18 protein-coding genes and 1 pseudogene are annotated in these 21,917 nt (G+C 39.3%); 8 read left to right on the top strand and 11 right to left on the bottom strand.

Annotated features, from left to right (window positions below):
• Positions 1-265 precede the first annotated feature (265 nt).
• The 3 genes from FTU29_RS02200 to FTU29_RS02190 form a co-directional block, all read right to left on the bottom strand.
• Positions 266-1,528 carry a DcaP family trimeric outer membrane transporter gene (locus FTU29_RS02200; RefSeq protein ID WP_257226889.1) on the bottom strand — a complete coding sequence of 421 codons (1,263 nt, stop codon included), beginning with the start codon at positions 1,526-1,528 and terminating at the stop codon, positions 266-268.
• Between the two features lie 177 nt (positions 1,529-1,705).
• Positions 1,706-3,079, bottom strand: coding sequence for an MFS transporter (locus FTU29_RS02195; protein WP_180120080.1), 1,374 nt, complete (start codon positions 3,077-3,079; stop codon positions 1,706-1,708).
• A gap of 191 nt (positions 3,080-3,270) precedes the next feature.
• The gene (locus FTU29_RS02190) at positions 3,271-4,185 is read right to left on the bottom strand and encodes a LysR family transcriptional regulator (protein ID WP_180120078.1); all 915 of its coding nucleotides are present in this window, start codon (positions 4,183-4,185) and stop codon (positions 3,271-3,273) included.
• 281 nt (positions 4,186-4,466) lie between these two features.
• Between FTU29_RS02190 and catA the strand changes: the two genes are divergently transcribed.
• The 6 genes from catA (at position 4,467) to benE (ending at position 10,573) form a co-directional block, all read left to right on the top strand.
• Entirely contained in the window at positions 4,467-5,387 is a 921-nt protein-coding gene (catA, locus tag FTU29_RS02185; protein WP_078193335.1) for a catechol 1,2-dioxygenase, read from the top strand.
• A gap of 85 nt (positions 5,388-5,472) precedes the next feature.
• Complete coding sequence (benA, locus tag FTU29_RS02180; RefSeq protein ID WP_180120076.1) at positions 5,473-6,870, top strand: benzoate 1,2-dioxygenase large subunit; 1,398 nt, start codon at positions 5,473-5,475, stop codon at positions 6,868-6,870.
• Positions 6,867-7,376 carry a benzoate 1,2-dioxygenase small subunit gene (gene benB / locus FTU29_RS02175; protein ID WP_078190730.1) on the top strand — a complete coding sequence of 170 codons (510 nt, stop codon included), beginning with the start codon at positions 6,867-6,869 and terminating at the stop codon, positions 7,374-7,376. The genes benA and benB overlap by 4 nt, the downstream gene beginning before the upstream one ends.
• A 94-nt stretch (positions 7,377-7,470) precedes the next feature.
• Positions 7,471-8,487 carry a benzoate 1,2-dioxygenase electron transfer component BenC gene (gene benC, locus FTU29_RS02170; protein WP_180120074.1) on the top strand — a complete coding sequence of 339 codons (1,017 nt, stop codon included), beginning with the start codon at positions 7,471-7,473 and terminating at the stop codon, positions 8,485-8,487.
• A gap of 14 nt (positions 8,488-8,501) precedes the next feature.
• Positions 8,502-9,287 (top strand): benzoate diol dehydrogenase BenD, encoded by a 786-nt coding sequence (gene benD / locus FTU29_RS02165; RefSeq protein WP_180120072.1) that lies wholly within the window; start codon positions 8,502-8,504, stop codon positions 9,285-9,287.
• Positions 9,288-9,349: 62 nt separating this feature from the next.
• Positions 9,350-10,573 (top strand): benzoate/H(+) symporter BenE, encoded by a 1,224-nt coding sequence (benE, locus tag FTU29_RS02160; protein ID WP_180120070.1) that lies wholly within the window; start codon positions 9,350-9,352, stop codon positions 10,571-10,573.
• Positions 10,574-10,950: 377 nt separating this feature from the next.
• Here benE and hcaR read toward each other — a convergent pair whose 3' ends face one another.
• Entirely contained in the window at positions 10,951-11,844 is an 894-nt protein-coding gene (gene hcaR, locus FTU29_RS02155) for a DNA-binding transcriptional regulator HcaR (protein ID WP_180120068.1), read from the bottom strand.
• Between the two features lie 307 nt (positions 11,845-12,151).
• A complete protein-coding gene (locus FTU29_RS02150; RefSeq protein ID WP_078193339.1) occupies positions 12,152-12,988 on the bottom strand; it encodes an SDR family oxidoreductase in 837 nt (278 codons plus the stop codon).
• Positions 12,989-13,514: 526 nt separating this feature from the next.
• Here FTU29_RS02150 and FTU29_RS02145 point away from each other — a divergent pair.
• Positions 13,515-13,955 (top strand): DUF2147 domain-containing protein, encoded by a 441-nt coding sequence (locus FTU29_RS02145; protein ID WP_078190743.1) that lies wholly within the window; start codon positions 13,515-13,517, stop codon positions 13,953-13,955.
• Positions 13,956-14,042: 87 nt separating this feature from the next.
• On the opposite strand, the pseudogene FTU29_RS02140 reads toward FTU29_RS02145, so the two are convergent.
• From FTU29_RS02140 to FTU29_RS02130, 3 genes and pseudogenes are all read right to left on the bottom strand, one after another.
• A pseudogene (locus tag FTU29_RS02140) lies at positions 14,043-14,885 on the bottom strand (Rieske 2Fe-2S domain-containing protein); the annotation flags it as partial.
• Positions 14,886-14,913: 28 nt separating this feature from the next.
• Positions 14,914-15,366, bottom strand: coding sequence for a GNAT family N-acetyltransferase (locus FTU29_RS02135; RefSeq protein ID WP_180120364.1), 453 nt, complete (start codon positions 15,364-15,366; stop codon positions 14,914-14,916).
• A gap of 304 nt (positions 15,367-15,670) precedes the next feature.
• Positions 15,671-16,066 carry a hypothetical protein gene (locus FTU29_RS02130; RefSeq protein ID WP_180120067.1) on the bottom strand — a complete coding sequence of 132 codons (396 nt, stop codon included), beginning with the start codon at positions 16,064-16,066 and terminating at the stop codon, positions 15,671-15,673.
• Between the two features lie 265 nt (positions 16,067-16,331).
• Between FTU29_RS02130 and yddG the strand changes: the two genes are divergently transcribed.
• The gene (gene yddG, locus FTU29_RS02125; RefSeq protein WP_180120065.1) at positions 16,332-17,255 is read left to right on the top strand and encodes an aromatic amino acid DMT transporter YddG; all 924 of its coding nucleotides are present in this window, start codon (positions 16,332-16,334) and stop codon (positions 17,253-17,255) included.
• A 23-nt stretch (positions 17,256-17,278) separates the two neighbouring features.
• Here yddG and FTU29_RS02120 read toward each other — a convergent pair whose 3' ends face one another.
• The 3 genes from FTU29_RS02120 to FTU29_RS02110 all read right to left on the bottom strand — a co-directional run bounded on the left by FTU29_RS02120 (position 17,279) and on the right by FTU29_RS02110 (position 21,610).
• A complete protein-coding gene (locus FTU29_RS02120; RefSeq protein WP_180120055.1) occupies positions 17,279-18,577 on the bottom strand; it encodes an MgtC/SapB family protein in 1,299 nt (432 codons plus the stop codon).
• Positions 18,578-18,852: 275 nt separating this feature from the next.
• Complete coding sequence (locus tag FTU29_RS02115) at positions 18,853-19,740, bottom strand: DMT family transporter (RefSeq protein WP_111885468.1); 888 nt, start codon at positions 19,738-19,740, stop codon at positions 18,853-18,855.
• Between the two features lie 241 nt (positions 19,741-19,981).
• Complete coding sequence (locus FTU29_RS02110; protein ID WP_180120053.1) at positions 19,982-21,610, bottom strand: long-chain-fatty-acid--CoA ligase; 1,629 nt, start codon at positions 21,608-21,610, stop codon at positions 19,982-19,984.
• Positions 21,611-21,917 lie beyond the last annotated feature (307 nt).

Genomic DNA, 21,917 nt, shown 5'->3' with positions numbered 1-21,917 from the left:
TCTTCTTCGTATTTTTATATTCAAATGATTTGTTAAATGAAATAAAACAGATAATTATATTTTTTAGTCAAAAAATAAAATTTTCTAAATAAGATAAAAGCCCTCAATTGATAAAGATCAAGGGCGTGTATTGATTAAGAGTAGGCATTGAAAGATTGTCGGAAAGTCAGATGTCAAAACCTGAACATACTTCCAATCACGCTCTCGTTAAATTGATATTGAAATTTCTAAGGCAATTTAAATTAAACAATTCTCTGTAACAGCATTAGAAGTTGTACATCGCGACTGCATTGATTCGATTATCTTCACCTTTAGTACTGCCATTTGGTGCAGCGCCAAAAGCTTCACGTTCACCATAGACATATTCCAGACCTAAACTAATCGGCTTAACAGGGCTGTAAAATACATTTGCCCATGCTTGCCACAAGTTTTTATTGGCCTTGGTTTTATCAACTAATGAGTTGACATAATCTGCATTGTTATCTGCTTTCATATAACCATAGCCCAATGTTCCGCGCCATTGTGCTGAAATTTGTTGAGTTAAACCTACTGTAATCGAGTCAAATTCATTGGTGGCGATGATGTCTTTATCCGCATTGGTCACAAAACCTTGGTTGGTCCATGACACAAAACTGCTGTCGCCTTTGACATGGTAATAATCCGCTTTGAACACTGTTTTATCCGTCAAATCTAGTTTTGCGCCCAGACCAAGCCCCCATGCAGTTTCTGTGTCCGTATCCGTTTTCTTTTCAGCACCCATCGCACGTGCGCTTAACATCAGCGTATCTTTCATTTTATGGTTTAAACGCGCTGTTAATGCAGGCAAACGCATATTTGAGCTGTCATCCTTAGAATCTTCTGCAGCGAGTACAAGATTTGTTTCTGGACTAAATTTGTAACTATAGCGAACTTGCGGTGTACGTTTAACAGCACCACCGACATAGCCCAATGCATCAATGGTTTCAGGCATATAATCAGGTACAGCAAAGTTAGACCATGTTTGCCCCACCAGCCAATCACCATAGGTCAAATAGGCATGACGAATCCGCAGTCCATCATTTGCACCCAAAAAGTCGACTTCAATTTTACCGCCTACATCGCCCACTTGAGTCGGTGTTTTAAAGTCTAGTCCTAAACGTGTGGCAGCAAGTGTTGCTTTTAAACGATCTGAACTTTCAGCATTCCCTTCTAGCGGAACACTATTCATTTGGTTATACAGGCGAGATAAACTGCCGCCTTCTGCCTGATAAGATGCATCTGCTCGCACATTGCCATACAAGCTAAACTCAGCGCCCGATTTGGTATTTAAACTCAGGCTCGGTGTTTGAGTCGGTTTTTGATTCTGCACAGCAACTACAGGCCCTTGTTTTACGTCTTTGATTTCACTCGACAAGGTATTTTGCTGTTGAACATATTGCTGCATCATGGCTTTTAACGCTTTGAGTTCTTCACGCAACTGTTCAACTTCAGCCTCGCTGACTGCCGCATGTGTCCACATGGGTAACACGGCTGCACAAGCCAGTAGCATCGGTTTAATTTTAAAGGTTTTTTTGACTAAATTTAGCTTTTGAGTTTTCATCCTGACCTCGATTTGGGCGATGCCCTTTCCTTATTTTTTGTCACAATTTCCCACTAGCCCTCATGTTGTGCATCAGGGCCTAGAAACTTAAAATTTTGGGGTAATGTTAAATTTATTTAAGAATGCTTAATTCGCTGTATTTTTGATGGCTTGCGTATTGAGCTTTGGCGATTGACCTTGAGTAGACGCTTCTACTGAAGCTTGTAAATTCACCATAAAGATTGCTAATGCAGCGATGACACCGGGAATGGCAATCACCAAGAAGTTCATTTGATGCGGTAAATTCATGGTTAACAGCGCACCAGTAAGTACCGGTCCAACGATTGCACCAATTCGTCCAATACCCGATGCCCAGCCCATACCTGTAGAACGTACCGTGGTTGGGTAGTATTGTGCGACAAAGGTATAAAGTAAGATTTGCGAACCGATGGTAGCTGCACCTGCTACAGCAATTAAGGTATACAGAACCATTTGCGGACTGTTAAAGCCTAGTAAGATTAAAGCCAATGCGCCACACATGAACATGATGCTCAGTACTTTTTTGATATGGAAGCGGTCTGCCAAAGCACCACCACCAATAGCACCTACCATTCCACCAATATTCAGTGCAAAGAGGAAGATCATACTTGCACCAAGCGAATAGCCGGCTTGAATCATCAATTTTGGTAACCAGCTTCCAAGTGCATAAACCATCAATAAGCACATGAAAAATGCAATCCAGAACATGAACGTACTGAAGCTACGGCCTTGTTGAAATAATGCTTTTAACGGAGCTTTGTCTTCTTCAGAAATTTCATTGAGTACAAATTGAGTATCTGTTGTAAGGACTTGTTCAGGCGCAATTTTAGAGACAATCGTTCGAGTCGTATCTGTTTGATGCTTTGAGGTTAAATACATCAATGACTCAGGGAGGAATTTCCAGATTAAAGGCAGTGCAAGACATGGAATAATTGCAATATAAAACATGATTTTCCAGCCATATACTGGCACCAACCAAGCACCCAATAACGCTGAAGCCATACCACCAATAGCATAACCACTAAACATCAGTGCAACCAAGGTACTACGTATACGTTTTGGCGCGTATTCTGTCATTAACGCCACAACGTTCGGCATAACGCCACCGATGCCTAGACCGGCAAGAAAGCGTAAAATACCAAACTCGACTGGCGTACTTGCAAAAGCGCCGCAGAAGGTAAAACCACTGAAAATACCGACACAGATCATAATGGTTTTTTTACGACCAATTTTATCGGACAGTGTTCCAAAACACATGGCACCAAACATCATGCCAAATAAAGCCGTACTTGCCAGTAAGCCAGCTTGTACCGCAGATAAGGACCATTCTTGCATCAACAGCGGTAAGGCAACGCCATAGATCACCAAGTCATAACCGTCAAAAATAATAATCAAAAGACACCAAATCAAAACACCCCAATGAAATGGCGTAAATTTGGCTTCATCAACCAAGGTATTAATATTAATTTTCTGGTTTTGCATAGCCCACCTCCTAATTGTGAAGCTTGTAAAATTCGCTTTTCACAATGAATAAGTCGGTGCTTAATGTCCAAAACCGATTAGGCATGTTTGTATACCTAAAAAGTTGAATACAAATTAATTCCTTGATTCCACTTTATTTAAATAGATCATTTCATATGTGCAGTTCATCTGAACGTCTATCAACACATTACTTAAAACACAGCACGATCATATGGAATCGCTTCTAAATCATATACTTGATAAACACTATCAAATAAACCACGAATATCTTCGCTTTCATCCATATTACGCACAGCCATAAATATAGGACTAATCGCGGCTTCATCTAAGATCGGAACAAATGTTAAATGTGTTAATTGCACACTTTGGGCACTCATTGGGGTGATACAAACTCCTTCATTCGCTGCAACAAAGCCCAAGGCCAGTTGTAATTCACGTACTTCACGTACTTTTTTAGGTTCCAAACCATACTCTGAAAATATGCCACGCACTTGGGTCGAAAAGTTTGGTTTGTTGTGATTTGGGTAAAAAATCAATTGCTGATCGATCAGATCTGCAAGATAGACTCCTTCCTTTTTTTGTGCCAAAGGATGACTTGCATGTAAGGCTACCACTAAGCGTTCTTCACGCAGTAAAACCCGTTTGATCGCGGGGTCTGAAATACGCAAACGCCCAAAGCCGACATCTATACGACCTTCTTTTAATGCTTTGATTTGTTCAGTGGTCGCCATTTCCTCCATTTCTATTTTTAAATGTGGATGTTGTTGTTTGAATAAATACAAAATATTCGAGAGTAAACCAAACAATAAAGAGCTCACAAAACCGATTGTCACTGTTCTTTCTGTCAAACCGATTCGTTTCGTCATCGATTTAATTTCTTCTGCATTAGACAAAAGTTTTAAAGCATGATGATAAAAAAATTGACCTGCTTCTGTAGTCTTAAGCGGACGGCTACCTCGTTCAAATAACCGAATTCCAAGCTCATGTTCCAAATTTTGAATCTGCCGACTCAAAGGTGGTTGAGCTATATATAGTTTTTCTGCCGCTTTGGTAAAACTCTGCTCTTCAACCACCGCGACAAAGTATCTTAAGTGTCTTAGTTCCATAGTTATCGATACCTATTAAGTATAATAAAATGCAAATTTGATCTTCGACGTGAAGATTTTATTCTTTTAAGGTATATCACATAGACAGGATTAAGCAAATTTAATCCCATCCAACAGATCAAAAACATCGTGCAGCGCATTACCTGAAAGAGGCTTCAACCGCTACACGAAACAACTTAAAAAGTATTGTTAGACAACCAAACAAGGAACGTGGCAGCCAAAGACCTCTTTTATCGAGTGATAGCCACCCAAACTTAAATGCATACTTAAGGAGATATAGTATGAACCGTCAAGAGATTGATGTTCTGGTTAAACAAATGAACGTAGATACAGCGACAGGGCCTGTTGACCAACGTGTACAGCAAGTTGTGGTACGTTTATTGGGTGATTTATTCCAAGCGATTGAAGATCTAGATATTACTCAAACTGAACTATGGAAAGGTCTAGAGTATTTTACAGACGCGGGTCAAGCAAACGAATTGGGTCTTTTAGCCGCTGGTTTAGGTTTAGAGCACTATCTAGATTTACGTGCCGATGAAGCTGATGCGAAAGCAGGTATTACAGGTGGTACACCACGTACCATTGAAGGCCCTTTATATGTGGCTGGCGCACCTGAATCAGTGGGCTTTGCTCGTATGGATGATGGTACGGAAACCGATAAAATTCCAACTCTGTTTATTGAAGGTACGGTAACAGATACCGAAGGCAACATCATTGAAGGCGCTAAAGTTGAAATTTGGCATGCCAACAGCCTAGGTAACTATTCTTTCTTTGATAAGTCTCAATCTGACTTTAACCTTCGCCGTACGATTCTTTCTGACCAAGACGGTAAATATGTTGCACAAACTACGATGCCCGTTGGTTATGGCTGCCCTCCAGAAGGTACAACTCAATTTGTTTTAGACAAATTAGGCCGTCATGGTAACCGTCCATCACATGTTCATTATTTTATCTCTGCACCGGGTTACCGCAAGCTAACTACTCAATTCAACATCGAAGGTGATAAATACCTTTGGGACGACTTTGCCTTTGCAACTCGTGATGGTCTGGTGGCAACTGCTGTTGATATCACAGACGAAGCTGAAATTGCACGTCGTGGTCTAAACCAACCGTTTAAGCACATTAGCTTTAATGTTGAGTTAGTTAAAGAACAAGCTGCTGCACCAAATACTGAAGTAGATCGTCGACGCGCTAGCGCTTAATTACTCAATCTAAGGAAGCCGAGCTGTCTCATCCAAGTTTGACAACTCGGTGACTATCCCCTCATTGGACAGTCGGAGAATGGACATGCCACGTATTCCTGTAATTAACACCAGCCATCTAGATCGTATTGATGAACTTCTTGTCGATAATTTTGACACTGGTGAATTTAAACTGCACCGCTCAGTATTTACCGATCAAGCGTTGTTTGATCTTGAAATGAAATACATTTTTGAAGGTAACTGGGTATATTTGGCACATGAAAGCCAAATTCCAAATAACAATGATTATTACACGACTCATATCGGTCGCCAGCCCATTATCATTGCACGTAACCGTAATGGTGAACTGAATGCCATGATCAATGCCTGCTCACACCGTGGCGCACAGTTATGTCGTTATAAAAAAGGCAACAAAGCAACCTACACCTGTCCATTCCATGGTTGGACTTTTAATAACTCAGGTAAATTGCTCAAAGTTAAAGACCCTGCCGAAGCGGGTTATTCAGATTGCTTTAACCAAGATGGTTCACATGACTTGAAAAAAGTCGCGCGCTTTGAAAGTTATAAAGGCTTTTTATTTGGTAGCTTAAATCCTGATGTGCCAAGCCTTGAAGAATTCTTAGGTGAAACCACCAAAATTATCGACATGATCGAAGGTCAGTCGGAAAACGGTTTGGAAGTTTTACGTGGTTCATCTACCTATACCTATGAAGGTAACTGGAAACTGACAGCTGAAAATGGCGCAGATGGCTATCACGTATCAGCCGTGCATTGGAACTATGCAGCGACCACTCAGCACCGTAAAGAAGCACAAGCGGCAGATAATATTCGTGCCATGAGTGCGGGTTCTTGGGGCAAGCAAGGTGGTGGTTCTTATGGTTTTGACAGTGGTCACATGTTGTTATGGACCCAATGGGCAAACCCAGAAGACCGTCCAAACTTTAGCAAAGCCAATGAATATACCGAAAAATTTGGCGCGCCGATGTCGAAATGGATGATTGAACGTTCACGTAACCTATGTCTTTATCCAAACGTTTATTTGATGGATCAATTTGGTTCACAAATTCGAGTTTTACGCCCGATTTCTGTCAATAAAACTGAAGTCACCATTTACTGTATCGCCCCTGTCGGTGAAGAGCCAGAAGCACGTACACGTCGTATTCGTCAATATGAAGACTTCTTTAATGCTTCAGGCATGGCAACACCTGACGATTTAGAAGAATTCCGTGCCTGCCAAGCAGGTTATGCAGGGATTGAATTGGAATGGAACGACATGTGCCGTGGTTCAAAACACTGGATTCATGGACCGGATGATGCAGCCAATGAAATTGGATTAAAACCACTATTAAGTGGCATCAAAACCGAAGATGAAGGTCTTTACCTTGCTCAGCATCAATATTGGTTAAAAACCATGAAACATGCCATCGCTGAAGAAAAAGAATTGGCAGAACAAGTCGCAAATGAACAAGGAGATGTCGCATGAATGCAACTGCACATTTAGACAGCGTAAGCATTGAAGCTGTATCTCAGTTCCTCTACCGCGAAGCGCGTTTTTTAGATGATGAACAGTGGGATGAATGGCTAGCGTGCTATGCCCCATCTGCATCATTTTGGATGCCTGCTTGGGATGATGATGACCGCCTGACAGAAGATCCTCAGTCTGAGATTTCTTTGATTTATTATCCAGACCGTCAAGGTTTAGAAGACCGTGTCTTCCGCATTAAAACCGAGCGTTCATCTGCCACGATGCCAGATACCCGAACCAGCCACAACATTAATAACGTCGAGATTATTGAACGTGATGGCGACAAAGTGACGGTGCGTTTTAACTGGAACACCTTAAGTTTCCGCTACAAAACCAACTATAGCTACTTTGGCATGTCACGTTATGAAATTGATTTTTCAGGTGAGCAGCCAAAAATCCTCAGCAAATATGTTGTTCTGAAAAACGATTATATCAACCAAGTTATTGATATTTATCACCTCTAAAAGCTTATTTCACTAAGCAAGGTTTTACTTTCAGCCAGAAGGATATTTGGCTGAAAGGACACGTTATACCAGATTTTCAAAAGGATATTCAGCCATGTCAAACCATAATGTTGCACTTCAATTTGAAGATGGCGTTACTCGTTTTATTAGTGTTGCTCAAGGTGAAACCCTTTCCGACGCAGCCTATCGTCAAAAAATCAATATCCCTCTAGATTGCCGTGATGGCGCATGCGGGACATGCCGTGCATTTTGTGAGTCGGGTACTTACGACATGCCTGAAGAATCTTATATCGAAGATGCTTTAACCCCCGAAGAAGCTGAGCAAGGTTATATTTTAGCTTGCCAATGTCGTCCAAGTTCAGATGCTGTTTTCCAAATTAGTGCATCATCTGACGTGTGTAAAACTGAAATTCATGAGTTTCAAGGCACATTGTCTCGTGTTGAAAATATGTCGGATTCTACGATTACCTTTGATATTCAACTGGATGAAGATCAACCGGACATTAACTTCTTGGCAGGTCAATACGTCAATGTCGGCATTCCGGGGACTGAAGAAACTCGTTCGTATTCGTTTAGTTCAAAGCCGGGCAATCGTTTAACAGGCTTCGTGGTTCGTAATGTCCCTGAAGGAAAAATGAGTACCTTCCTGAGTGCCGATGCGAAAGCCGGCGACAAAATGACCTTCAAAGGTCCTTTTGGTAGTTTTTATCTGCGTAATGTCGTCCGCCCTGTGGTCATGCTTGCAGGTGGTACAGGTATTGCGCCGTTTATGTCCATGTTACAAGTGCTTGAAGAAAAAGGTTCTGAACAACCTGTTCGTCTTGTATTTGGCGTAACCAATGACTTTGACATCGTGGCAAAAGACAAGCTCGATGAATTACAAAGCAAACTCCCTTGGTTCGAATACCGTACTGTGGTCGCTCACCCTGAATCACAGCATGAACGTAAAGGCTATGTGACCAGTCATGTTGAAAAAAATTGGTTAAACAACGGCGATGTAGATATTTATCTCTGTGGTCCTGTACCGATGGTTGAAGCTGTACGTGGCTGGTTAGATACAGAAGGCGTTAAACCTGCAAACTTCTTGTTTGAAAAATTCTCAGCGAATTAAGGGAGAATAGTTTAATGTCAGAACAAGCCAGATTTAACAATAAAGTTGTCATCGTTACCGGTGCCGCTCAAGGTATCGGTCGTGGAGTGGCACTACAAGTGGCTCGAGAAGGCGCTCAAGTAGTATTGGCAGATCTCTCAGATTTTGTTGAAGATACGCTAAACGATATTCAAGCCCATAATGGCGATGCCATTATTGTTAAAGCCAATCTTGAAACATATTCAGGCGCTCAATTAGTTGCTACCCAAGCCATTAAAAAATATGGCCGAATTGATATCTTGATCAATAACGTTGGCGGTGCGATTTGGATGAAGCCCTTCCAAGAGTTTTCAGAAGAAGAAATCATTAAGGAAGTTAATCGTTCATTATTTCCAACTATGTGGTGCTGCCGAGCCGTGTTACCTGAAATGATTAAAAATCAGCAAGGGACGATTGTGAATGTATCTTCTATTGCAACCCGTGGTATTAACCGTGTGCCATATTCAGCGTCAAAAGGTGGGGTCAATGGCTTAACCGCTGCACTCGCTTTTGAGCATGCAAAAGATGGTATTCGAGTCAATGCCGTAGCCACAGGTGGCACAGAAGCGCCACCACGGAAAGTACCAAGAAACGCCAACCCATTGTCAGATCATGAAAAAAAATGGATGCAAGACGTAGTCGATCAAACCATTGACCGTACATTCTTGGGACGCTATGGCACAATTCAGGAACAAGTCAATGCCATCTTATTTTTGGCATCCGATGATTCATCTTATATGACAGGAACAGTCGTCCCTGTTGGTGGTGGAGATCAAGGTTAAACGATACCGTCATTGGTTGAATTCAACAGGCTCATTGACATAGTCGCATGGAGGCAAAAGCGATGGCACCCCTGTTAAAAACATTAAAAGAAGATTGGTCGATCTCAGCGACGGTTGCAGGATTTTTAGCCGTGCTGATCTCCTATTCAGGTCCACTGATTATTTTTTTCCAAGCCGCACAAAAAGCCCAAGTCTCCCCAGCCATGATGATTTCATGGATTTGGGGGATTTCTATTGGCGCAGCACTGGCGGGTATTTATCTCTCTATTAAATATAAAACCCCGGTGATTACCGCGTGGTCAGCGCCCGGTACGGCTCTTTTAGTCACTCTCTTTCCGAATATTTCGCTGAATGAAGCCATAGCAGCTTATATCACGTCCGCTATTGTTATTTTTTTGATCGGCATCACTGGTTATTTTGACAAACTCTTAAAATGGATTCCTCAAGATGTCGCTGCGGGGATGATGGCAGGTATTTTATTTCAGTTTGGACTTGGACTGTTCATTGCTACAGATAGTATGCCGATCATTGTCTTTGGCATGTTATTGGTCTTTCTGATTTCTAAAAGACTATCGCCACGCTACGCGATGATTTGGGTCTTACTGACTGGAGTCGTTTTGAGTTTTTCATTAGGAAAAATTAATCCTGTTGATGTGAATTTTCAACTCGCTATACCGCAGTTTATTGCCCCAATTTGGACTTGGAACTCAACTTTAAATTTGGCGATTCCCTTAATCTTAGTCAGTCTGAGTGGTCAATTCCTTCCGGGGATGGCGATCATGAAACTCAGTGGATATGACACGCCAGCCAAGCCGATTATCACAGCGACCAGTATTGCCTCGCTCGCTGTCGCATGTGTCGGAGGCATTACCATTGTTTTAGCGTCTATCACCGCAGCCATGTGTATGGGCAAAGATGCACATGAACTGAAAGAAAAACGCTATATAGCCGGTATTGCCAATGGTATTTTTTATATTTTAGGCGGCTTATTTGCAGGCAGTATTGTCATGTTATTTAGCCTATTACCTAAAGAGTTGGTCGCTGCACTTGCAGGTCTAGCGTTATTAGGTGCGATTGGAACAAATATGTCGGTTGCGATGAAAAATGAGGCCAACCGTGATGCAGCGCTGATCACATTTTTAGCGACAGCCTCAGGTATGCATTTTTTAGGGCTAAGCTCTGTATTTTGGGGGATTTGTATCGGTGTTGCGGCACATGTCATTTTGACCAAACGAGTAGCCACACAAGCACCGATAACAACGACTCAAGATTCTAAAAGTTCATAATATCCAAAAGCATTACTACTACAAAGAAGATGGAAAATTACATCTTCTTTGTTTAATCAAAAATAAAATGCTTCCGTTTAGACTTCGGTTAATTCAGGCAATTCTCGATGAGCGATTTCAAAAGCTTCTTGCACATCTAATCCCACAGCAGTCAATAAAAGCTCTACAACTTTAGCAATCCAGTGAACCCTTTAGGCAAATAAGCATAGCACCACACAGATTCAATTTTTAGGATGAAGTAATCGCCACCTAGCCTTAGTTTAAAAAAACCATCTAATTTGAACCAACATAAACTTTATCATCAGCGTAAATCTAAAGGTTTTTACCCCCTAAGCAGATCATTTATTAAACAGAATCAATTAACTAAATGATATACTTCAATCAAACTTCAAATGAAAAAAATCGTTAATTAAATTTATAAATGCTTGCACACTAGGTGATGTATTTGTACTGCGCTTACTCATATATAAGTTGATTGTTGGAAGATCCGTATCTAACTTTTTGACAATAATATTTTCATAAGCAATATCCGCAATATAACTCGGTAAAATCGTACACGACTGTGTGATATTGATTGAATTAATGTTGAATAAAATATTACTGGCGCGTTGGATGATTTTTAAGTTGATCTTTTTATCTTCTGCAAATTTTAAAATCTTATGATGCAGAACTGACGACACTTCCTCAGCAGGTATAATAAAATCTATTTCTTCTAAAGATTTGACTGATATTTTATTTTGATTTGCAAATGGATGCTGATTATTCATCAAGAAAATCAAAGGCTCTTCAAAAATTAACTGACTCGAAATTTCATGGTTATTAATATCTGCCCTAGAAATGGCGATATCAATACGTCCATTATGTAAATCACTGATGATTTGAGTGTCATTTAAGCTTAAAAGTTCAACCTTTAAGTCAGGAAATATCTCTGTGAGTTTCGGAATAATAAAAGGGAAAATTTTCATTTCTGCAACAGGTACAAAGCCAATGGTGATTTTTTGGTCTTTGGCTTTTTTGACTTGGCGCGTCATTGCAACTGCTTTATCGGCACTTTCTAAAATGTTTTTGGCATGTTCTAAAAACACAATTCCTTCATCGGTCAGTTCAACTTTACGTTTAGAGCGAATAAATAACTGTACGCCAATAAACTCTTCGAGGTCTTTGATTTGTTGGCTAAGAGAAGGCTGAGCCGTATAAAGTTTTAAGGCCGCTTGGCTAAAATTAAGTTCTTGTGCAACCATGACAAAATATTTTAAATGTCTTAATTCCATTTAAGTCACCTGTGTAGTCCAATCCTTAGGACGTTTTTAATACAATTCCGTTAGCAAGCTAAAATAGTCTTATATTTTGTGGTGAAGTGTTCATTTTTTATTTAAATATCATTTTTTCTCATATTTTACTTCTAAATAGTTCAAAATTTTTAATCAATTGAACTCATGCTAAATTTTTGTGATTTCAAAATAGCGACTTCTCTAGCACCGCAAAATTCAGTTTAGAAATACATTTTCAAATATATATTTTGACAAAAACAAAAAAAAGGGATCATGTTGCATCATCCCTTTTTTACTTATCTTTGAATTATTTACGCTTTTTCTTACCACTGAGCAGATCTATGGCTTGGGCATAACGTGTAGGTGCAATCCGCTGAATTAAATCAATGATTTTGGCGTCATTGCCGATTAAAACACGACGTTTATTCTGTTTCACTGCATCTAAAATCACTTTTGCTGCAACTTCAGGCGGTGTTTTCAGCACTTTATTAAAGGCTTTCGTGGCTCTATCTGGGTTCATACCCAACGCGCGAATACTGTCACTCATACGTGCGCTATTTGCAATATTGGTTCGAATTCCACCCGGATGCACGCAGGTAGCGCTCACTCCGACATTTTCCAAGTCTAATTCTTGACGTAAAGATTCTGTAAAACCACGGACTGCAAACTTCGTTGCATTATAGGCACTTTGAGTCGGTTGAGCTGTCAAACCAAATAAGCTGGAAATATTCACAATATGTCCATCGCCACTTTGTCTTAAGTACGGTAAAAATGCTTTTGTCCCATACACCACGCCCCAGAAATTGATATTCATAATCCACTCAATTTCATCATAATGCATACCTTCTACTGTACTGGCTAGCGCGACACCCGCATTATTAAAGATCAAATTGACCTGACCAAATTCAGCTTGGGTTGCAGCCGCCCATTGCTCGACAGCGGCACGATCAGATACATCTAACTGGGTCTGAGTTATTTTCACACCGGTGTGCTTAATCATTTCAGCCGTTTGTGCAAGGCCGTCGAGGTTGCGATCACTTAATGCTAGATGCGCACCTGATTGAGCCAGTTGAATGGCTAATTGCTGCCCAATACCTGAACCTGCTCCAGTAATGGCAGCGACTTTGTTGTTAAAATTTTTCATCTTTATTCCTATACATACTTAATCCAGTTCAGTGATCAAGCCGCATTTTCGTATTATTCATAGCTACAAGCTTAACGAGTTCTAATCTATGAATGAAATGATTTTATTTAATTCTAAAATATGAATGCTATACATAGCTATTTAGCGTTATTTCTTCAAATCAAATGAATGTAATTCGCCATGATTAGAGCAAAAATTAAAAGCTTTAATGAGCTTTTTAGCTCATGCTTTTTTTACGGATTGTAGCTCCAATTCTTTTAAATCAAACTGCGTTTGAAATTTATAAAAGTGATACAAATGCCAAATGTTATAAACAAAGCTCAACATTTATTCTATTTTTCTACACGATCCAGATTCTAGATATTCAAAATCAGTATATAAAATCCACAATATATACTTATTTTTTTGTGAATATAGCCCTTGAAGACAGCAAGGCTGATGCTTTGTAATTTTCCAAGTCTTGTGTATCCACCTTTTGGAAGATCAGGGATGCACATCTCTTACTATGTTTAATAGAGGTTCTAAAATGATAAAAACAACTCTTAGCCTAATCGGTTTGTCACTGGTGTCTAGCTTAGCTTTGGCTGCTGATCCATTGCATGGTACTAAATGGAAAACCATCGATGATCAAACCAAAAAACCTTTATCCGTAGTTCAATTTAACGAAACCTCAAATGGCGTTTTATCTGCAAAAATCGTGGATGTACTCACCCCGGGTGAAGCAGAAAACTGCCAAAAATGTGTTGGTAAATTCCACAATAAACCATTACTCGGTGTACAAATCGTGAATGGTTTGAAAAATACCGGTAAAAATACCTATGATGGCGGTAAAATTACTGACCCGAAAAATGGTAAAACCTATAGCTTCAATGCCAAAATGTCGAATGACGGTAAGACCTTAAATGGTCGTGGCTATATTGGTGTATCTGCGCTTGGACGCAGCCAAACATGGATACGTGTAAACTAATCCTTAGCCTACAAATTCAAAAAGCGACTCGATTGAGTCGCTTTTTTGCATGAATACTTCAAATATAAAATTATGCGATTATAAAAATTATACGGTATAACGTTTGCTTAGCCCCCACTCAGCTAATATTCGACGATACATTGTGGATGAGCGATCTGCTTCGAAATGCGCCTCCATACTGATATCCAGTGGCAATTCCTCAGGTTTTTGACTTTCCACCATGTCCTGATCTTCAGCAAAAATTTGTGCATTAAAATCATAGACCGCTTGTAAATCTCCTGTGGTATCAAAATTACGAGTTAAAGGCACAAATAAACGGGTTTTATTATGCGATACAGGACAACAGGCATTTAAGATTTTCAACACCCCATTTTCAGGAAAATCGATGGTTAAAATTGCTGAAAATGGCGGATAGACATCAAATGTTCTTTTCCATAAAAAATCTTCTGGCGCTAAATGTTGTAAGCCATGCGGATAATTACTCACATCACTGAGATATTCTGTATGTAGTCCATAGTCCGTACGTACTGTGGAATATTTTTGTACTTTAGGATTTTCACGGTCTGCAAAGCTCTCATGATGCACCCATGCGAAATGTGCAACATCAATAAAGCCTTCGAGCTGACGCCCACTTGAACCACCAATATCTACATAAGGTGGCAATATCGATTGGTGCTGCTCGGTATCCCACGTGTCTAAATCTGGAAAATTGGCCGTAGATTCGTCTCGGTTAAATAAACTGGTCCACACTAATCCATATTTCAATACAACTGGAAATTTAGTTAATGAAAAACGCTCTGAAATTTGAGTCAGCTCTGGCTGTGCGGGAATTTTTACACACTTTCCTGCGCCGTTATAATGTAAACCATGATATGGACAAATAATGTCTTCACCCTTGACCCAGCCTTTAGTTAATGGCACCCCACGATAATGATTTTTAAATAAGATTTAATATTTTTCAATGTTTTATAGGTTTAGTTATCTGCTTTCTCATAGGTATGTAGTGAATTCCCCATTGCTGAGTTAATTCACCTACAATCTCAAAGCCAAATTTTTTATAAATTTCTAAAGCATAGAAACTCGAATTTACCGTAATATGCTCAGGCTCATACTGCATTATTACGCTTTCTATAAACTCCCACATTTGACGTCCAAAACCTTGGCCATGATATTCAGGTTTCAAGAAAAAATGCATGAGATGTGCAGGATGCACATAAGCTACATTGCCAACGATTTCTTGATTTATTTCAGCAACAAAATAATGGATTAAATCACGCTCAAAAATATGTTTGAGCATGTGGGGCTTAAAGCGCTCACGACCTTCTTCACTGCAAATAACATCATCGACAAATGGTTCAATGACTGCCGCGATTCCATCAACATCCTCTACACAGGCTGGGCGTATGATCATTTTTAGCATGTTGTTCTCTTTATAAAAGTAATCCTTAAACTTCCTCCGTCAAAGAAAATAAACTTTCTTAAAAGAGTCATTTAATGAATTATCGCTTTTAGCTGTTATTTTTCAATACGTTTAAAAGTTACTTCAGCTAAATTTAAAGTAGATGTTGTACATCCAATATGCAATTGTCATTCAAATATTTTTCAGCACAATTTTAAAATATATGTGAGGCATAAATGCTGAATGAATTCAGAAAACATAAAAATCCCCCACGTTTGGAGGATTTTTTAATTTATTTATTGAATAGCCATTATTTTTAATACACATCACGGCGGTAACGACCTGCTTTACGCAGTGTATGCAGTTGTTCAATGCCCAGTATCTCTTGCAAAGTGGCATCTACCGCTTTGGCCATATTCAAACTGCCGCAGATATAGAGACAAGCCCCTTGCTCTAGCCAATCAATCAATTCAGCTTTTTTTACAACTAGGACATCTTGCACATACTTTTCAGCAAATCCATCACGAGAAAATACCCGATCGATTTCTGCAATTTTACCTTGGCTTTGTAATTCATGCAGTTCATCAGCAAAAATTGCATCAAAAGCATGTTGACGTTCACCATAAATAAACCTGTTTTGATAGTGCTCTGTTGCGACACGTTGCTTAAGATGTGAAAGCAAACCCGCCATTCCTGAGCCATTGCCAATCATAATTGCCGACTTAACGCCCTCTGCTAAGTCAAAATTTGGATTCGCACGAATATAGGCATGAATACATTGTCCAAGTTTTAAATCTTGTGTTAATAAACCAGAACCTAAACCTAGTTCATCGCCATGCTGCTCTTGACGTACGACGAGCTCTAAATCTTTTTAATTAAATAGAGTTTGATAATTTCACGCTTATACTAAACGACTGAATAAAGACTATAATAAAAATTAAAAATTCATTCGCTATTTGCGAAATCTTCGAGCAATCATGTCCAAAAATCTTGCAACGCTGATTGGATTCAGTGCAATCTTACAATGGTCTTCTATTGTTGGTTTACTTAAGAAAATTAGTTTCAGTATTGGCCCTGATCTTGCTGTGCTCTTTATGTATACCTTGAGCGCAATTATTCTATTGCTCTTATTTAAAATTCCAAACCTTAAACTGGTTCCGCGCCAATTTTTGATATATGCCACCCTTTTATTTGTGATTTATGAGTTGTGTTTTTCGTATGCCATTGCTTTGGCTCAAACAGCTCAACAAGCGATTGAAATCAGTTTAGTCAACTATTTATGGCCGAGTCTGACAATTGCCGCGTTAATATTATTTAAAGAATTAAAATTTAACTTTTTCGTAATCATTGGTTTAGCCATTAGTTTGGGCGGCATTATTTTGATCCAAACGGGTAATGGAAGTTTTAACTGGTCTACAGTCTTTACGAACATTCAGTCCAATCCATTAAGCTATTTTCTTGCTTTTATGGGCGCGAGTTTATGGTCACTCTACTGTGTGATTACCCGTAAATACAGTCATGGACATAACCCTATTTCATTCTTTTTCGTCGTGATCACCATTGTGCTATGGCTAAAAATGTTGATATTTCACGGTATCCCGCGAATGCCTGCCGTAGACTTACATACCGGTAAGTATATGTTAATCGTGTCCATCGTGACCGCATTGGGCTATGCAGCGTGGAATGTTGGTATTATAAAAGGCAATATTACGATATTGGTGACCTTATCGTATTTTAGTCCGATTTTTTCTTCGGTTATTTCAATGTTTATATTACAGACACCACTGAGTTTAAGTTTTTGGCATGGTGCCATTTTGGTGACATTAGGTTCGCTGGTATGTTGGATTTCAACCAGTTGGCCACAAATTAAAGCCAGATTAATGCAATTGCGCCATGAATAATAAGAAGCAGTCACTTGGCTCATTTATCTTAAACTGAATAGCAAAACCGCGATTAGGCACAGCATGTGAAGTAACTGTGTTGGTGCAAAATATAGAAAATATTTCCATCCACCTGTGAGAAATGCATTCACACATTTTGAAATTGCATGGGCTGATAATCCAATCACCACAGCATAAACCAGTGTGAAATTGTCGATATTACCTTGCATCACCACGGTTGCCATAGCGGCATGGACTTCAAATAGTGATGCTAATAATGTCCCTAAAATTAAACCTTTATCACCTAAAGCGAGATTTAATCCATAGACAAGTGTTTGAATCAAAGTAAGCGTGATGGCTATGATTGCCGCCTGTTTTAAGCTAAACATTCGACTATCAGTCTTTTCTAACTTTGCTGGTTCATTCGCTTCTACACGAAGCATTTCAGGTTCTGACTCTTTATTATGCTGAACTTGAGATAAGCCATAAATCAGATATAGCGCAGCAAGGACCAATATCAAGATGCCGACGATACTTGGTATAACTAATATTTTAAACCATGCAAAACTCACCCCAAGGACGATGATCAAGAGTTGAACCAATGTCGCAACACATGAAAAAAGTCCTGCCCCTGCATTACTTTTGGCACTGGCTTTTCCTGCTCGCACTTCCATGCCTAAGCTTGCGATTGTTGCTGTGCTCGACACAAAACCTGATGCCAAGGCCGATAAGATAATCGCTTTATCAGAGGATAATAGCCGCTTAGCGATGTGCGCTAATGACTGCACCACCAAGATCAATATCAGTAATTTTAAAATCACATAGGGATTTAATACTGAACCCCAATAGGCTTGATTCGGCGTTAAAGGTAAGGCAATTAGGATCAATGCCAGTAAAAAGACCCCATCTCTTAACTCATAGTCTTTGATCCAATGCGCTGCAAAATGATGTAAGCCTTTTTTTCCAAATAATATGAGGGTCAACACCACAGCCAAACACGCAGCAAGTGGAATATTAAAAACACAAGCGGCGCCGATCAAATAAGTCATGACAAAAGCAAGTTCAGTCGTTGTTCCAATATCTTGTTTTTGTTGACTTAATCCATAATAGCTAAACATACTGACGACAATTGCACCGATTACACCAACAGCTAAATGGATTAAAAAACACAATGCTCCAAACAGCGCACAAATGGTAAATGAGCGTAAACCGGCAAAGCTCTGTTCACTGTCCAAATTGTTGTTACGTTGACGCTCCAAACCAATGAGCAATCCACAGCCTAAAGCCGAAGCTAAAATAGTTAACAACGCTGGGAAGGATAATGTTTGTATGAGTATTTCCAAATTTAAGCCCTCCCATCAATACATTGTTTATTTTGGCAATATAAATAAAAAATAATATAAAAATTTAACGCTAAAATTTGAAAAAAACATATAAATTGAACAACTTGAGCATTTTCAATCATGTTCAAAGTTTAGTCATACTTTAAATCATAAACAATTCAATGATAAATATCCTAGTGGACATCAAATATTTCTCATCTTTTAATTAAAAAAATATTCGAAAATCTGACTTAAATTCGGACTTTTTTTACCTTCATGTCTGTTTAAAGCACACATTAAGCCCAAATCACCATAATGGCCGCAATCACCACTAAGGCTAAGCCCCAATGATCAGTTCTTGCGAGTTTTTCCTTAAAGAAATATGCAGAGATTAAGAGGCTAAATAAGATTTCGATTTGACCTAGGGTTTTGACAATCGCAACCGTTTGCATACTCATAGCAGTAAACCAGCCCAAGGATGCTAGAAAGCTACAGACACTAACGCGAAAGGTCAGACCGACTCTATCCCACATGGCAATGAGCGTTTTGCGGCTAAATAGACTGAGGTAGAGCAGCATAATCACACATTGAAAGCCAATTACACTCAACAATACCCACGCCGCACGATGCAAAGTCGGTAAATCACTTAGCTCTAAACTGGCTTCACGAACCAATAAAGAGGTAATAGCAAAACTTAATCCACTCCCTACACCGATGCATAACGTTGGCAGAGATAATTTTTGTCGTTGAGAACCTTTGCTTAAAAGAAAAACGGCAACACCACCAACCAAAACACCAATCCAACCAAATAAACTTAAATGTTCACTTAAGAAAATCACCCCAACAATGGCCGCAAATATCGCTTCACTTTTCGCTAAACCAACACCAATGGCATAATTCTTTTGTTTAAAAAGCAAGACCATTAAAATCGTCGCTAAAATTTGACTTAGTCCTGCAATCACCACATAGACCCAAAACATAGTTGTAAATGTGGTCACCTGAGTCACAGGCTGTTGTTGGTACAGCACATATAAATAAATGCAGGCAAATGGGAGCCCAAAAATAAACCGTGCAAGGGTGACACCATACACATCAACAGTGGTACTGAGTTGTTTTTGAAATGCATTGCGCCATGACTGCATAAAAGCAGCCATTAAAGTGAATAAGATCCAAACTGGAAACATAAGAAAGGTGGTTTAACGGTGGATGCCTCATCAATTTACGCTTTTATTGAATTGAATGCGACCTAACACGGCTAGATTATTCATTGAACTTGGTTATGGATTCATTGAAAAAATTTTATTTAAAAACCTCATATTAAGAATATGGTATTTATCAAAATTTAAGTTTTTATAAAAATACGCAAAGGCATGTTACCTTTGCGTTTTGCTCTTTACCAATATTTAGTTGGTAACTTACAGTAAGTTAGCTTTCAAGTAGTACAGCACCAAATTGCTCACGTAGATCTTTTTTCAGCATTTTACCTGTTCCGCTCAAAGGAATAGCATCCACAAAAATCACTTTATCTGGCACCTGCCATTTAGCAACTTTATCTGCATAATAATCCAAAATTTCTGTATCAGATAAATCGACATCTGGCTTTTTAATTGCAATCAATACAGGACGCTCATCCCATTTTGGATGGGTTGCTGCAATCACTGCCGCCATTGCAATTTTAGGATGTCCCATAGCTAAATTTTCTAACTCAACGGAAGAAATCCATTCACCGCCCGATTTGATCAAATCTTTTGAACGGTCACTAATTTTTAAGAAACCATCTTCGTTCAGGGTTGCAATATCCCCGGTATCAAACCAACAATCTGAGGTTAATGCAGATTCTGTTTTGCCAAAGTAATTGCCAATAATCCAATGCCCTTGGATCTGTAAATTACCCGTCGTTTCGCCATCACGTGCAACTTCGTGTGTACCGTTTTCTTCATCGGTAATACGTAAATCGACCCCAAATGGTGGACGACCTTGTGACAATCGTACTTGTAATTGTTCTTCTTCAGATAATAACAAATGTTTGGCTTTAAATTGGTTTGAAGAACCTAATGGACTGGTTTCGGTCATTCCCCAAGCATGAATCGTTTCACAGTTAAATTGTTCTTTAAACACTTTTAACATCGCAGGAGGACAAGCAGATCCACCAACCACATTACGCACTAAACTTTCAAGCTGACTACCCGCTTGTTGCGCAGCATTAATCAAACCCTGCCAAATCGTTGGAACACCCAATGCAACGGATACTTTATAGTCATCAATCATTTGCGTCAGGCTTGCTCCATCTAAACCTGGGCCTGGCAGCACTAAAGTACATCCCACCATTGCCGCAGCATATGGCGTACCCCATGCGTTGACATGGAACATCGGCACAACGGGCATCATAATATCTCGCGCTGAGATATTTAATGAATCCGGCATACAAATCGCATAACTGTGTAAGACTGTTGAACGATGACTATACAACACGCCTTTCGGATTGCCTGTGGTACCTGAGGTATAACATAACGAACTAGCCGATAATTCATCTAATTCTGGCCATGTATAGTCTGCAGATTGCGCCGCGATGAGTTCATCATAAAATTTAACTTCTGGTACCGCTTCGATAATTGCTGCATCTGGTGCATCTAAACAAATAAAATGTTCAACAGATTTTAATAAAGGTTTTACTGCTTTGATTAAAGGCAAAAAGGTTTTATCAAATAACATCACGCGGTCTGCGGCATCATTGATGATAAAAATTAATTGTTCTGGAAATAAACGTGGATTAATGGTGTGACAGACATAACCACTACCTGAAATAGCGTACCAAGACTCTAAGTGACGGTGGTTATTCCAAGCGATCGTCGCAACACGATCCCCTAAATTTAAACCGAGAGATGCAAGAACATTAGCAAATCGTTTTGAATTTTTATGGACTTCACCCCAAGTGGTTTTCGTAATCGTCGAGTCTGTATTTTTTGAAATGACTAAACTATCCGCATGATAGCGACCCGCATGTTCAATCATGCTACTAATCAAAAGCGGTTTAAACATCATATTACCAAGCATTCTTTGCTCCCACATTCATCCATATTGAGTTGTTGTTTTTCCGCACTGTCCTGCAGATTTTTTAAAACTTTGCACCATGTCAAAAGTGATTATTCTTCATCGGCAAGGTTGAAAGCAGTAGATATGAAACGCATATCCAAAACTGATTCTTATGTTTTAACCTTAATTGATTTTAGAATCCACTGTTTTATTGCTCAAAATATGAATGCTTTAGTGGTATAAAATGCAAAAATTAAAGCTTTAGCCCTATTCAAAATATAGTCTTATTTAGTTATAACACTGCTGCTTTAAAAAATGTCGTTTTCAG

The organism is Acinetobacter sp. YH12086 (assembly GCF_013419345.1).
Classification (GTDB): domain Bacteria; phylum Pseudomonadota; class Gammaproteobacteria; order Pseudomonadales; family Moraxellaceae; genus Acinetobacter; species Acinetobacter amyesii.
This window is presented reverse-complemented; position numbering and strand designations above follow the sequence as displayed.